Raw genomic sequence first — 13,877 nt, 5'->3', positions numbered from 1 at the left:
TTTGGCGATGAGCCTTGAAAATATTGTGATCAAAGGGGCGAGAGCCCATAATCTAAAAAATATTGACGTGACCATTCCCCGCGATCAATTTGTCGTGTTGACCGGCTTGTCCGGTTCAGGGAAGTCGTCTCTCGCGTTTGATACGATTTATGCCGAGGGGCAGCGTCGTTACGTAGAATCGTTATCAGCGTATGCTCGTCAGTTCTTGGGGCAAATGGAAAAGCCGGATGTCGACTCGATTGAAGGCTTGTCTCCCGCGATCTCTATTGATCAGAAAACGACGAGCCGCAACCCTCGCTCTACCGTGGGAACGGTGACGGAAATCTATGATTATCTGCGCCTTCTCTTTGCCCGCATTGGAAAGGCGTATTGCCCACAGCATAACATTGAGATCTCAGCTCAGACCGTGGAGCAGATGGTCGATCGCCTGCTGGAATACCCGGAACGAACCAAAATGCAAATCCTGGCTCCCCTCGTCGAGGGGCGTAAGGGAGAGCATGTGAAGCTCTTGGACGATATTCGCAAGCAAGGGTTTGTGCGGGTTCGCGTTAATGGTGAGATCATCGATCTATCTGAAGAAATCAAGCTGGAAAAAAACAAGAAGCATACCATTGAAGTGGTCATTGACCGGATTGTTGTGAAAGAAGGGATCCACGCGCGGATTGCTGATTCCCTAGAGACGGCCTTGAAGCTCGCGGATGGCAAAGTCCTGGTGGATGTCATGGAGCAGGAAGAGCTTTTGTTCAGCCAGAAGCTTGCTTGTCCGCAATGCGGATTTAGCTTGCCGGATCTAGAGCCTCGGATGTTTTCCTTTAACAGCCCTTATGGTGCGTGCACCTCTTGTGATGGCTTGGGGATGAAGATGGAAGTGGACGCCGATATGGTCATTCCGAACCGCAGCAAAAGCATTGCCGAAGGAGCCCTAGATCCTTGGAGCAATTCCACCTCGAACTATTACGAGCAGCTGCTTTCCTCGGTGTGCGCCCACTTTGACATCGATATGGACGTCCCCATTGAAGAACTCCCTAAGGAGAAGCTAGATATCTTGCTGTTTGGCAATAAAGAGGAGAAGTTCCGCTTTGTCTATGAAAGTGAATTTGGCACGAAGCGAGATGCGGAGATTTACTTTGAAGGCATTGTGCACAACCTGCAACGTCGCTACACCGAGTCAACCTCGGACTATGTGCGGGAAATGATTGAAACCTATATGAGCCAAAAGCCTTGCCCTTCTTGCAAAGGAAATCGACTCCGCCCTGAGGTGCTGTGCGTACGAATTCATGGTGAAAACATTTCCTTCGTAACGAACAAATCCGTTCATGAGGCTTATGACTTTTTTGAGGGGCTCGAGCTCAGTGAAAAAGAGCTGGCGATTGCCCGATTAATTCTAAAGGAAATTCAATCTCGACTTCGTTTCCTGCGCGATGTGGGTCTGGAGTATCTGACGTTGAACCGGGCTGCGGGAACCTTGTCTGGGGGCGAGGCGCAGCGGATTCGTTTGGCGACGCAAATAGGATCTTCCTTGATGGGCGTGCTCTATATTTTGGATGAGCCGAGCATTGGGCTTCATCAGCGGGACAATACACGATTAATTAAGACGCTGGAGCATATGCGTGATCTAGGCAATACGCTCATTGTCGTCGAGCATGATGAAGATACGATGATCGCCTCTGACTATATCATTGATATCGGCCCAGGAGCTGGCGTGCACGGGGGGCAAGTCGTGGCGCAAGGAACGCCGGAAGAGATTATGAACGATGATCAGTCTCTGACGGGCTTGTACCTTTCCGGGAAGAAATTTATCGCCGTGCCTCGAGAACGCCGCAAGCCCAATGGAAAATGGGTGGAGGTTAAAGGAGCCAAGGAAAACAACCTGAACAACATCTCCGTTAAATTTCCGCTCGGCATCTTCACGTGCGTAACCGGGGTATCCGGTTCCGGAAAAAGCACCTTGGTCAACGAAATCTTGCACAAAGCGTTAGCACGTGACTTGAATAGAGCCAAAGCGAAGCCAGGCGCCCATCGCAAAATTGAAGGAATGGATCAGTTGGATAAAGTCATTGATATCGACCAGTCCCCGATTGGGCGGACACCGCGCTCCAACCCGGCGACGTATACGGGCGTGTTTGACGATATTCGTGATGTCTTTGCCCAAACCAATGAAGCCAAAGTACGCGGGTATAAGAAAGGTCGTTTTAGCTTTAACGTCAAGGGCGGTCGCTGCGAAGCCTGCCGAGGAGACGGAATCATCAAGATTGAGATGCACTTCCTGCCGGATGTCTATGTTCCATGTGAGATTTGCAAAGGGAAACGGTATAATCGCGAAACCCTGGATGTGAAATACAAAGGCAAAAACATCTCCGAAGTCTTAGATATGACCATTGAAGATGGGGTCGAATTTTTCAAGAACATCCCCAAGATCCACCGCAAGCTGCAAACGCTGCTGGATGTCGGGCTGGGTTATATGCGGCTCGGTCAACCAGCCACGACCCTTTCCGGAGGAGAAGCCCAGCGGGTGAAGCTGGCTTCTGAGCTGCATCGCCGCAGTACCGGTCGTACCTTCTACATCCTAGATGAACCGACGACCGGCTTGCATATTCACGATATCGAGCGCCTCTTGAAAGTCTTGCAGCGTCTGGTCGAGTCCGGGGAAACCGTCCTCGTGATTGAGCATAATTTGGACGTCATTAAAACAGCCGACTATCTCATCGACCTAGGGCCGGAAGGTGGGGATAAAGGAGGACAGATCGTCGCGGTAGGAACGCCTGAAGAGGTATGTAAGGTGAAGGAATCCTATACAGGGCAGTATCTGGCTCCTATCCTAGAACGAGATCGCAAACGGACAGAAGAACTTGTAACCACATATAGCTAGTCCTTTCTTGGACTAGCTTTTCTATTGATGGTAGAATAGGAATAACATTCTAATCTTTTCTATCGGCAGCGAAGGGGGAGGACCTATGAGAAGGACCGTAGTCAGAGATATTGTGAAGCAGTTTGAACTAAAGGTCGTAAGCGGAAAGCAAGGCCTACTGAGGGAAGTAACGACAAGCGATATTAACCGTCCAGGTTTGAAGCTAACCGGCTACTATACATATGACAACGCAGAGCGGGTACAACTAATTGGCCGAACGGAGATGGGTTACATCCAGCTGCTTAGCGCGGAGGAGCGCGATGAACGCTTCCGCAAGATCTGCGCCGAAACCACGCCTTGTATTTGTGTGGCGCGTGATCTGGAGATTCCAGAACAGTTGAAGCAAATCTCGGAAGAAACCGGGGTACCTGTCCTTCATTCGAATTTGCCTACGACCAAGCTGTCCAGTAAGCTCACCACCTATTTAGAAGGACGGTTGGCTCCTGTTACGACCATGCACGGCGTATTGGTGGATGTGTATGGCGTGGGCGTGCTGTTGGTAGGCGGTAGCGGTATCGGGAAAAGTGAGACGGCCTTGGAGCTTGTCAAGCGAGGTCATCGCTTGATTGCCGATGATGCCGTAGAAATTCGCCAGACCCAAGAAAACCAACTGATCGGGAGTGCTCCAGAGCTGATTCAGCATTTGCTGGAAATTCGCGGTTTAGGCATCATTAACGTGATGACCTTATTTGGAGCGGGCGCGGTACGTAATTATAAGCGAATTGCCCTCGTCATTCGGATGGAGCTCTGGGATGCGCAAAAGCATTATGAGCGCCTGGGCATTGATGAAGAAACGTTAAAAATTATGGACACGGAAATCCCGCAGATCACCATCCCCGTTCGTCCCGGCCGGAACATGGCCGTTATTTGTGAAGTAGCTGCGATGAACTTCCGACTCAAGCGCATGGGCTATAATGCAGCCGTCCATTTCAGCAAGAGACTGACGGACACCATCGAAGAAGCTTCGGAAGAAATCTAAGAAAAAGGGGAAAGACGCGTATGGAACTTACACCGATCAACCCGGTGGCCATCCAGCTAGGACCAATTGCGGTTCATTGGTATGGACTTATCTTGGGAACGGGTGCGCTAGTCGGGCTGCTCCTCGCCATGAGAGAATCGAAACGATTAGGGCTGAATCCCGAGCTGTTTTTAGATCTGATTATGTGGGGGGTACCCATCTCCATCCTTTGTGCTCGTTTATATTATGTCACCTTTGAGTGGGATTACTACCGGGAACACCCGGGAGATATTCTCGCCGTGTGGAAAGGCGGACTGGCCATCCATGGCGCCTTGATCGGAGCCGTGCTGACGGGCATTGTATTTGCTCGCTTGAAGAACGTCAGCTTCTGGCGTTTGGCCGATATTGCGGCACCTAGCATCCTGATCGGGCAGGCCATCGGACGCTGGGGGAACTTTATGAACCAAGAGGCTCATGGGGGACCCACGACTCGTGAGTTTTTAGAATCCCTCCAGCTGCCTGAATTTATTATTAATCAAATGTATATCAATGGCCAGTATTATCATCCGACGTTCTTATACGAATCCTTATGGAATTTGGCTGGGGTGGCCCTGCTTCTGATTATTCGCCGCACGCTTCCGCTTCGCCGCGGAGAGCTGTTCCTCAGCTATTTTATCTGGTATTCGATCGGCCGTTTCTTCATTGAAGGCATGCGAACCGACAGCTTGATGCTGACGGATACGTTGCGAATTGCCCAAGTGATTAGTATAGTGATTATCGTGGCGGCCCTTATCCTATGGGTGGTTAGACGAAAGATGGGGCTGGCTAAAGCCCGTTATGGAGAGTGATGAACTTGCTAAGATACAACACGGTGTTATTTGATTTAGATGGAACTTTGATTGATAGCAATGAATTGATTCTCGTTTCTTTCCTCAATGTGCTTAATACGCACTTTCCTGATAAATACACACGTCAAGACCTAATCCCTCATATGGGAAAAACGTTGCATGAGCAGATGGAGATGTTTGGCGGGCTGGAAAAGCGCGATGAGCTAGTGGATGCTTATCGCGTGCACAACGAAGAAATTCATGATGAATGGATTCGCGAGTTCCCGAACGTACGAGAGACGTTGGCGGAGCTGAAGGAGCTAGGCGTGACGATGGGGGTGGTTACCACCAAGCAGCGAAAAACTGCCGAAATGGGGGCTGAAGTCTGCGGCGTTACCCCTTATATGAGTACGTTTGTGACCTTTCAAGATACAGAGAAGCATAAGCCAAGTCCGGATCCTGTGTTAAAAGCCCTGAGCGACTTAGGAGCCGATCCATCTAAGACCCTGATGGTCGGCGATACGCAGTTTGATATTCAAGCGGGGCATAATGCTGGTGTTCATTCCGCCGGGGTTGCTTGGAGCTTGAAGGGAGCGGATTTTCTCGCACAGTTCAAACCGGAGTATATCCTACAGGATATGAAAGATCTCATCGCCGTCGTCAAAGGGGAGAAGTAAGTCCATGCGCCGAACCGAGCGTTATCCGGTCGAAGGACCGAACTCGCTGTGGCAAGTGTATCGTACGATCCCGTTCTGGAGAGCCTTCCGCAATACCCTCGTGGTCGTGATCGGTCGTTATATCCCGTTTCCTTCCTGGAAAAACTGGCTGTTTCGTCAGGTATTAGGGATGGAGATCGGAAAGCATTCGGCTATGGCTTTTATGGTGGTTCCCGATATTCTGTATCCTGAACGAATTCGGATCGGATCCAATACCATTATTGGCTATAATACAACCATCCTCGCGCATGAGTACTTGATTCACGAATATCGACTGGGCGATGTGGTCATCGGCTCGAATGTCATGATTGGGGCCAATTCCACCATCTTGCCTGGGGTGACGATCGGGGATGGTGCGGTTGTCTCTGCGGCATCCCTGGTTCATCGAGATGTTCCGCCAGGGGCCTTTGTGGGAGGAAACCCAGCTCAGATCATCCGAAAGAGTGTGCAGGAATGAAGCTTCGAAAATTTGGAGCAGTGCTCGCTCCTGCCCTAGCGCTTCGGTTTTATCTAGGTGAGGATACGTTCACGTTCTTGTGGTTTGCCGTGCTTTATCTTCCTCTGATTAATTGGTCGGTTTATTGGCTGATGTGTACGGTTCGCATCGGACTTCATAAGTTGAGACGGCAGGAGTGGATCACCGAGCCTCAGCTGAAGGGATTTTATATTTGGTATTTGCATGTGCCAGGGGCGTTGGTCCTGGCTGATCTCATCTATCGTGGGTATATATTTAATTTCCAATAGTTTACAAGAATAGTTCGAGGCATTTTGTCCAAATTAACTAGTACAAGGATGATAAATCCTTGAAAAACAATTTGGAGGTGCCACTAGATGGCTAACAACAACAACAGTAATCAAGTGTTAGTTCAAGGAGCAAGTCAGGCTCTTGACCAAATGAAGTATGAAATCGCTCAAGAGTTCGGTGTACAACTTGGTGCAGATCAAACTTCTCGTGCTAACGGTTCTGTTGGAGGAGAAATCACTAAGCGCCTAGTTCAATTCGCTGAGCAAGCTCTTTCTGGACAAGGATTTAGACAATAATAACAATTAAATAGTTGGATGAAAGGTCACTGGGTTTCCCAGTGGCCTTTTTTCGTATATTTGGAGTATGTCCAAACTTGCCAACCTCTGATATAATCCCTCTGTGTAATAAATTGTAAATTAGAAGGAGCTTTCTGCGAAAGATGAAATGGATTCGCATTAATCATCGAGTTCTTATTTTGTTAGTTACGTTCTTAGTGGGATTAGATTGGATCATCGGCTTTTCTTTGCAACGACAATATGCGGCAGGTGCCACCTATCGCTTAGCTGTGGAGGAACGGAATACTTTAATCAGCTATACGGATTTTATTCGAGAAGACCAAGGAAGAAAGGTGGTCTTTATTGGTGATTCCGTCATGTATGGCTCCTCGGTACGGAAAGGAGAAGAAACCATTCCAGCATACGTTTCGTCTTTAGCCCGCGAGAAGTGGCCAGATGAAGAGATTCATTTTTATAACGTGGGTATAAGAGGACTAGGCATCGCTGATGCGTATTTTCTGCTCAAAAGCCTGCATAATCCGCAGCAGCCGATTGACCTCCTGGTTTACAATTTGAATACGGGCTGGTTTAACGAGCCTAAGATTATCAATCGTGAAATGGTACTTGAGCTTTTCCCTCCAAATGAAGTAGCTTGGTCCTCCTTGCAGGTGGAGCCGCCGGTTCCTCTTGATGAGAATAGCTGGATACGAAAGCACCTTCTTTCTCATTGGAAGCTGTACGCTCATCGGTCTTCTTTGTCCCATTGGATTTTTGGACAGGAAACTTCGGAGTGGGTTCAGGATCAAGCGGATTACGCATATGGCATTGGGGCAGACGCGGAGGAAGACGACTCTTTATACACGCCTTGGTTTGAAAAAGTCTGGGATGAAAAGATGCAAGGCGATTGGAAGCTCGGCTCGGTTTCGCATGAGACGATGGCTTGGCGATATTTTGAGTACTTTTTGCAGCTGGCAGATCAAACCTCTCAGGAAACGCTGATTTTTTTCACCCCGAGAAACGTGGAATTGCTAGATCATTATCGCAAGGTAGACTACCAGGCTATGGATGACACGAAGCAGGAACTTGAGCACAAGGTAACGCAGTATGGTCATCATTTTTTGGATTATGAAACGCGGGTCGATTCCTCTCAATTTTCCGATACGGTACATCTTCTGAGCGAGGGCCATGAGGAGATTGCCGAACATTTAGTGGAAGATATGGAACGGCTTCACGTGTTGTTCCCTTAGGGAGGTCTTATGTTATTATCTCTTTTTTATGGCAGCTTTTTGGTTGTTTTCTTCTTGCTGTATTGGTTTGTGGTACCCGCTCGCCACCGCAGAGATGCCTTATTGCTGGCTAGCTTGTTCTTTTTCTTGTTTTCGTTTCCCATGGCCACGATGATTTTGGTGTCGATGACGTTGATGGTCTATGGGAAGGGGCAGATGATCTTGCAGTCTCGGAGAAAATTTTGGCTCGTGTTAGGATTGCTCCTTCCCTTAGGGGTCTTGAGTGCTTACAAATATTCCGCCTGGGTGCTGGGGACGGTCAATGATGTCTTATTGCTGGTTCAACAGACGGCACGCCTGCCGATTCCTGATCTTGTTATCCCGTTGGGCATTTCCTTCTTTACCTTTAAATTTATGCACTATCTGATTGACCTGTATCGAGGGGATATTCGGGAGACGAACTTTAGGCAGTTTGTTGCCTATATGCTGTTTTTTCCGACCTTGGCCTCTGGCCCCATTGAGCGGTACCAGCGTTTTGAAGTCCAGACACGTGAGCATACTGTAACCTTTCGGTGGGAATGCATTTATGAAGGTTTGTTTAGGATTCTCCTCGGTTTGTTTAAGAAAGTCGTCATTGCCGATTCTTTGACTCCCTTTACGGATGGGCTACAAACTGCTGGGTTGAGTTCGGTCAGCTACTGGATCGCCGCATACGCGTATGCCATCAAAATTTACATGGATTTCTCCGGTTATTCCGATATCGCCATAGGAAGTGCGCGTCTGTTTGGCTATAAGATCATGGAGAATTTCAATTACCCGTATTTTAAGCGAAACCTATCCTTGTTCTGGCGAAATTGGCATATGTCCTTGACCAGTTGGTTTCGCGATTACTTGTTCATCCCCCTTGGCGGAAGCCGAGTCAATACGGCCAGAATGCTCCGCAATATTTTTATCGTGTGGATGGCTACGGGGATTTGGCACGGGGCGGCCTGGAATTTTGTTTTGTGGGGACTGTTCCACGCTATAGGGTTGATTATTCTCAAGTACTATTCCTCTTGGGTAGGCCCATGGGTCGCTCGTTTGGTTCCGAGTGATCGTGTGCTGGCTGGGCTAGGGGGAGTGGTTACTTTTCACTACGTAGTCGTTGGATGGGTATTTTTCACCTGTGATGTACAGCAAAGCTTTTATGTAATATCGCGAATGCTAGGGCTGGGAGGTTGACCGGATGGTGTGGTTAGCGGATGGATTCCGGGCGTTGTTTTGGCTGGTGATCATTGTGTTGATTGTGTTATTTAGTTCCGGAACGGAAGCGAATTTTATATATAATAATTTTTAGATTTGGAGGCGGCCCGGTGTGGGTCGTTTTTTTTATAGTTCTGGGGACAGGTAAATTCTCCCTTTATTTTGTCCTCTGTGGGGGAGCTTCATGGCCGCCAGCAGTCGGCTGACCAGTTGGGGACTGGGAAGCTGGAGGAGTTGCTGGCATTGCTGATTGGAGAGTTGGCCGAGGATGGCAAGGTAGTCCTGGATGGGTTGAAGATGGGCTAGTTTATCTTTGTGCTGACAGTGGGGGCAGATCCATAGGCCATGGGCTCTAGTCATGGTGAGTGGCTTGCAGTTTGGGCAGGGGATTCCTGGGGTGAAGTCCCTCGGGTGGATAGGGTGCTTTTGCAGGATGTCAGTGGAGGGTGACGTATTCTCTTGGAGGAGTAGGGTGGTTAGCTTTTTAAGTTGTTGCAGGGAGAGCATCGGTTTTTCGGCTTGCGGGAGGGCTAAGATTTTGGATGGGATACGCTCGGCGTGCGTCACAATCTTGAAAATGTGGGAGTTGGTGCGGTCAGTTTCGAGGAGGGTGCTGGGGAAGCTGATGGCTACCAGAACGTGTAAGGGGAGTGGCTTTACCTTGTGTTGAGTGAGCCATTGTTGGAATCGGAGCTTTTGGCGGTTCACTTGGAGAATCGGATCAGAGAAGCCTTGCTTGTTTTGATGGAGTGTTCGAGTGAATTGACCGGATTCACTGTCGAAATGCAAGGTGCCGGAGAAATTCTTGCTTTCTATGATGACGCCGAACGAGGGGGAGAGCAGCAAAGTGTCCATTTGAACTTTAGGCAAGTGTAGTCCCTGAAAGATAAGAAACTCGTCTTCGGGTAATAAGGAGAGATGGTAGTCTAATTCCTTTTCACCATGGTAACCGGCGCGGATATTGCGATGCTCTTCCTCTAGGATCTTCCTCTTCGGGTGGTTGGTAGGGAGAAGCCTGAGGAGTGCCTCGTATTTTTTCAATGTAGGTGGATTTTCTCGTTCTTTTTTTATCACGTACTCGCCTCCTTGGGGTAGATTAAGAAGAGATTCGATCTGGAGATCGAGGAATCCTTCAAGTTTTGAATGATATCCATCAAACACGGGAAAATATCCATCAAATCCGCGGATTTATCCCTCACTTATTTCCAATTTCCCTGGTAAACTATGAGTTGACGCATTTTACCTAACTGTGATAGAATTCAAACAACAAACAACGCTTTATCTTATTAGCAGACTAAAGCGAATCGGAAAAATGAGGTGACTTCAGCCGTGACTAAGCCGCTTGGATTTGAGAAACCGCTAGGCATGCGCGATTATTTGCCAGACTTGCTGGCGAAGCAGCGCTTCGTAGAAGAAAAGCTGAATACTTGCATGAAACGGTGGGGTTATCAGGAGATTCTGACACCAACCTTGGAATATTACGATACAGTGGGCGATGCCAGCGCCACCTTAGATAATAAGCTTTTTAAACTATTGGACCGCCAGGGCCGCACCTTGGTCCTGAGACCGGACGTGACAGCGCCGATCGCTCGCGTCGCTTCTTCCCTGCTCAAAGACGAGCCCCGTCCACTGAGACTTATGTACAACACGAACGTGTTCCGCGCGCAGCAGAATGAAGCGGGAAGAAATGCGGAGTTTATCCAAAGCGGCGTGGAGCTAATCGGCGATGCGACGGTGGAAGCTGATGCAGAAGTGATCGCGCTTGCCGTTGCCTCCCTACAAGCAGCTGGTCTCACGAACTTCAAGATTGCCATCGGCCATGTTGATTTTATGGAAGGTTTATTGGAAGAAACCGTAGATTCTGAGGATCAGCGCGAAAAGCTGAAAGAACGCCTGCATACCTCCGACTACGTAGGGTTCCGCCAGGATGTAGAAGCCCTTTCCATCGCGGAGGACCAAAAGGCAAGACTTCACGGCATCCTCAAGCTTCGCGGCGGAGTAGAGAAACTGGCCGATGCGGAAGCCTTGACGATTAATGGCCGAGCACGAAAAGCGGTCCGCAACTTGCAGCAGCTATGGGGCGCCCTTCAAGCTTATGAAGTAACAGAACATATCTTGTTTGACCTTAACCTGCTCAGCAGCATGAACTATTACACAGGAATCCTCTTCGAAGGATACGCGGCCAACCAAGGATGGCCAGTATGCGGCGGGGGAAGATATGATCAGCTGTTGTCTCGCTTTGGCGTGGACAATCCATCGACGGGATTTGCTATCAAGATGGATCGTCTTCTTCAATCGTCCGAGTTGGAAGCACCGCAGGAGCAGCGCAAGATCTACATCCGTTATGATCAGGAATGCCGTACAGAAGCCATTCAAAAAGCGACCGACCTTCGCCAAGACTCCATTGTCATAATTGGAACGCAGGCGCCGACGGAACACTACGATGCTATTATCGATTTGAGAGGAGGGGAAACCTATGTCTAGATTGACAGTTGCGATGCCTAAGGGCCGCATTTTTGAGGAAGCCGTGGAGCTGCTTCGCGAAGCGGGACTACCCATTCCTCCGGAATTTGAAGATTCTCGTAAACTCATCATTCCTGTAGAAGAAATCAATATAGATTTTATCTTGGCTAAACCTACAGACGTCCCGACTTACGTGGAATACGGCGTGGCCGATATTGGTGTAGTTGGAAAAGACGTGCTGCTGGAAGAAGAGCGGGATGTGTACGAGCTTCTTGACCTCAAAATCAGCCACTGCCGCCTCTCCGTTGCCGGCCTTCCCGACTGGAAGCCGACCGACGCGCCAAGAGTAGCGACGAAGTACCCGAAGGTAGCCTCCCGCTATTTCCGGGAGCAGGGAGCTCAAGTCGAGGTGATTAAACTCAATGGTTCTATCGAGCTGGCGCCGCTCATTGGCTTAGCGGATCGAATTGTAGACATAGTCTCGACGGGCCGCACCTTAAAGGAAAATGGTCTTGTCGAGCTAGAAGAAATGATGCCGATCACGACGCGTCTCATTGCCAACCGAGTAAGCTACCGCATGAAAAACGCGGAGATTGATTATATAGTAGATAAATTTGCCTCCGTCATTCCGAGAGGAGAATAATCATGATGAAAATTGTGGACATAAACAACTTTTCAACCAAACGAGATGTAGAAACAGGAACGGAAGAACAGCGTCAAGCTGTTCTTAACATTCTTTCCACCGTGAAAAAAGAAGGCGATCAGGCGGTACGTGCGTACACCGAGAAGTTTGATGGGGTGCATATCGAAAACCTGGCCGTCACTCCGGAAGAAATCCAAGCCGCCCTATCCGAAGTCTCGGAGGAAGTCCGTCAAGCGCTTGAAGAAGCCGCAAACAATATCCGTACCTTCCATGAAAAGCAAGCCAGACAGTCCTGGATGCAAACGTCGCCTACGGGGACCTTACTCGGACAAATCATTCGTCCGCTGAAGCGCGTAGGAATCTACGTTCCTGGCGGCAGAGCTGCCTATCCATCCTCTGTGCTCATGAACGCTCTTCCGGCGAAAGTCGCAGGCGTCCAGGAGATCGTGATGGTCACGCCTCCAGACAAGCAAGGCCGAATTGACCCGGGTGTCCTCACGGCCGCTTATATTGCGGGCGTAACGGAAATCTACAAAGTGGGGGGAGCCCAAGCGGTTGCCGCCCTGACCTATGGTACGGAAACGATTCAACCGGTCGATAAAATTGTCGGACCGGGCAACATCTATGTCGCTTTAGCTAAGCGGGAAGTGTTTGGGATGGTGGATATTGATATGGTGGCGGGTCCAAGCGAGATTGTGGTCCTTGCGGATGAACAAGCCAATCCAACCTATATCGCAGCGGACCTTCTTTCCCAAGCGGAGCATGACCCGATGGCTTCCGCGGTATTAGTAACGACAAGTCAAGCCCTTGCTGAAGAGGTTCAGCTCGAGGTCGCCAAGCAAGTAGCCGAGCTTCCGCGCCGGGAGATCGCCGAGGCTTCCATTCGTGATTATGGAGCGATTTGTGTGGTGGAGAGCCTAGCAGAAGGAATCAAGACCGTAAACGAGCTCGCGCCTGAACATTTGGAATTGATGATTGAAGATCCTTTCCAATATGTAGGGCAGATTGAAAACGCCGGAGCCATTTTCCTAGGGGAATACAGCTCGGAACCGGTGGGCGACTATTTTGCCGGACCGAACCACGTGCTTCCGACGAATGGCACAGCACGCTTTTCTTCTCCCTTGAATGTGGATGATTTCATTAAAAAATCCAGCTTGATTTCCTATAGCCGTACCGACCTACTCCAAAACGGGCCGAAAATCATCGCTTTGGCCGAATCGGAAGGACTAACCGCCCATGCACGGGCGATTGAATTCCGCTTAAAGAAGGAAAGGGGATAACTCACAACATGCGCAGCAGTCAGATTTATCGTAAAACGGGTGAAACCGAAATTGAACTTGAGTTTAACATTGATGGACAAGGGATCGCGAACATTGATACGGGCGTACCCTTTTTGAACCATATGCTCGACCTGTTTACCAAGCACGGCCATTTCGACCTCACGGTGAAAGCCGTAGGGGATATTGATGTGGATTATCACCATACCACGGAAGACATTGCGATTTGCCTAGGACAAGTGCTTCGTGAAGCCTTAGGGGATAAAAAAGGGATTAAGCGTTATGGCAATTCTTTTGTTCCGATGGATGAAACCTTAGCTCAAGTCGTGATCGATCTAAGCAACCGTCCGCACCTGGAGTACCGTGCGCAATACCCAAGTCAGCAAGTGGGGCAATTCCCGACGGAACTGGTTCACGAATTCATGTGGAAGCTTGCACTGGAGGCACGCATGAATTTGCATATCATCCTTCACTACGGATATAACACCCATCATATGATCGAAGCGATCTTCAAAGCCCTGGCGCGTGCGCTGGATGAAGCCACCTCCATCGATCCAAGGGTCAAAGGGGTTCCATCGACAAAGGGGATGTTATAGA

Annotated in this window: 14 protein-coding genes; 13 read left to right on the top strand and 1 reads right to left on the bottom strand. The window is 49.3% G+C overall.

What is annotated here, in order from left to right; genetic code table 11:
* Window positions 1-7 precede the first annotated feature (7 nt).
* The 9 genes from uvrA (at window position 8) to EIZ58_RS29120 (ending at window position 8,876) form a co-directional block, all read left to right on the top strand.
* On the top strand, window positions 8-2,869 hold the full coding sequence (uvrA, locus tag EIZ58_RS29160; RefSeq protein WP_134704505.1) for an excinuclease ABC subunit UvrA: 2,862 nt from the start codon (window positions 8-10) through the stop codon (window positions 2,867-2,869).
* An 85-nt stretch (window positions 2,870-2,954) separates the two neighbouring features.
* Window positions 2,955-3,887 (top strand): HPr(Ser) kinase/phosphatase, encoded by a 933-nt coding sequence (gene hprK, locus EIZ58_RS29155; RefSeq protein ID WP_134704504.1) that lies wholly within the window; start codon window positions 2,955-2,957, stop codon window positions 3,885-3,887.
* Between the two features lie 20 nt (window positions 3,888-3,907).
* On the top strand, window positions 3,908-4,714 hold the full coding sequence (lgt, locus tag EIZ58_RS29150) for a prolipoprotein diacylglyceryl transferase (RefSeq protein ID WP_134704503.1): 807 nt from the start codon (window positions 3,908-3,910) through the stop codon (window positions 4,712-4,714).
* A complete protein-coding gene (gene ppaX, locus EIZ58_RS29145; RefSeq protein ID WP_134704502.1) occupies window positions 4,714-5,370 on the top strand; it encodes a pyrophosphatase PpaX in 657 nt (218 codons plus the stop codon). The genes lgt and ppaX overlap by 1 nt, the downstream gene beginning before the upstream one ends.
* Before the next feature lie 4 nt (window positions 5,371-5,374).
* Entirely contained in the window at window positions 5,375-5,866 is a 492-nt protein-coding gene (locus EIZ58_RS29140) for an acyltransferase (protein WP_134704501.1), read from the top strand.
* Window positions 5,863-6,153 (top strand): hypothetical protein, encoded by a 291-nt coding sequence (locus EIZ58_RS29135; RefSeq protein WP_134704500.1) that lies wholly within the window; start codon window positions 5,863-5,865, stop codon window positions 6,151-6,153. The genes EIZ58_RS29140 and EIZ58_RS29135 overlap by 4 nt, the downstream gene beginning before the upstream one ends.
* Window positions 6,154-6,240: 87 nt before the next feature.
* Window positions 6,241-6,450 carry an alpha/beta-type small acid-soluble spore protein gene (locus EIZ58_RS29130; RefSeq protein ID WP_134704499.1) on the top strand — a complete coding sequence of 70 codons (210 nt, stop codon included), beginning with the start codon at window positions 6,241-6,243 and terminating at the stop codon, window positions 6,448-6,450.
* A 143-nt stretch (window positions 6,451-6,593) separates the two neighbouring features.
* Window positions 6,594-7,676, top strand: a complete 1,083-nt coding sequence (locus EIZ58_RS29125) for an SGNH/GDSL hydrolase family protein (RefSeq protein WP_134704498.1) — start codon at window positions 6,594-6,596, stop codon at window positions 7,674-7,676.
* A 9-nt stretch (window positions 7,677-7,685) separates the two neighbouring features.
* Entirely contained in the window at window positions 7,686-8,876 is a 1,191-nt protein-coding gene (locus EIZ58_RS29120; protein WP_134704497.1) for an MBOAT family O-acyltransferase, read from the top strand.
* 147 nt (window positions 8,877-9,023) lie between these two features.
* Here the strand turns inward: EIZ58_RS29120 and EIZ58_RS29115 are convergent, their stop codons facing one another.
* On the bottom strand, window positions 9,024-9,971 hold the full coding sequence (locus EIZ58_RS29115) for a nuclease-related domain-containing protein (protein ID WP_167578029.1): 948 nt from the start codon (window positions 9,969-9,971) through the stop codon (window positions 9,024-9,026).
* A 255-nt stretch (window positions 9,972-10,226) separates the two neighbouring features.
* Here EIZ58_RS29115 and EIZ58_RS29110 point away from each other — a divergent pair, with 255 nt between their 5' ends.
* The 4 genes from EIZ58_RS29110 to hisB are packed head-to-tail and all read left to right on the top strand — an operon-like array spanning window position 10,227 to window position 13,876.
* A complete protein-coding gene (locus EIZ58_RS29110) occupies window positions 10,227-11,381 on the top strand; it encodes an ATP phosphoribosyltransferase regulatory subunit (RefSeq protein ID WP_134704495.1) in 1,155 nt (384 codons plus the stop codon).
* Window positions 11,374-12,003, top strand: coding sequence for an ATP phosphoribosyltransferase (gene hisG / locus EIZ58_RS29105; protein ID WP_134704494.1), 630 nt, complete (start codon window positions 11,374-11,376; stop codon window positions 12,001-12,003). Before EIZ58_RS29110 ends, hisG begins: the two co-directional genes overlap by 8 nt.
* Before the next feature lie 5 nt (window positions 12,004-12,008).
* Window positions 12,009-13,283 carry a histidinol dehydrogenase gene (hisD, locus tag EIZ58_RS29100; protein WP_134704539.1) on the top strand — a complete coding sequence of 425 codons (1,275 nt, stop codon included), beginning with the start codon at window positions 12,009-12,011 and terminating at the stop codon, window positions 13,281-13,283.
* An 8-nt stretch (window positions 13,284-13,291) separates the two neighbouring features.
* Window positions 13,292-13,876, top strand: a complete 585-nt coding sequence (gene hisB / locus EIZ58_RS29095; RefSeq protein ID WP_134704493.1) for an imidazoleglycerol-phosphate dehydratase HisB — start codon at window positions 13,292-13,294, stop codon at window positions 13,874-13,876.
* The last annotated feature ends 1 nt before the right edge of the window (window position 13,877 follow it).

Origin of the sequence: Ammoniphilus sp. YIM 78166, assembly GCF_004522215.1 — a bacterium.
Lineage (GTDB): Bacteria > Bacillota > Bacilli > Aneurinibacillales > RAOX-1 > YIM-78166.
This window is presented reverse-complemented; position numbering and strand designations above follow the sequence as displayed.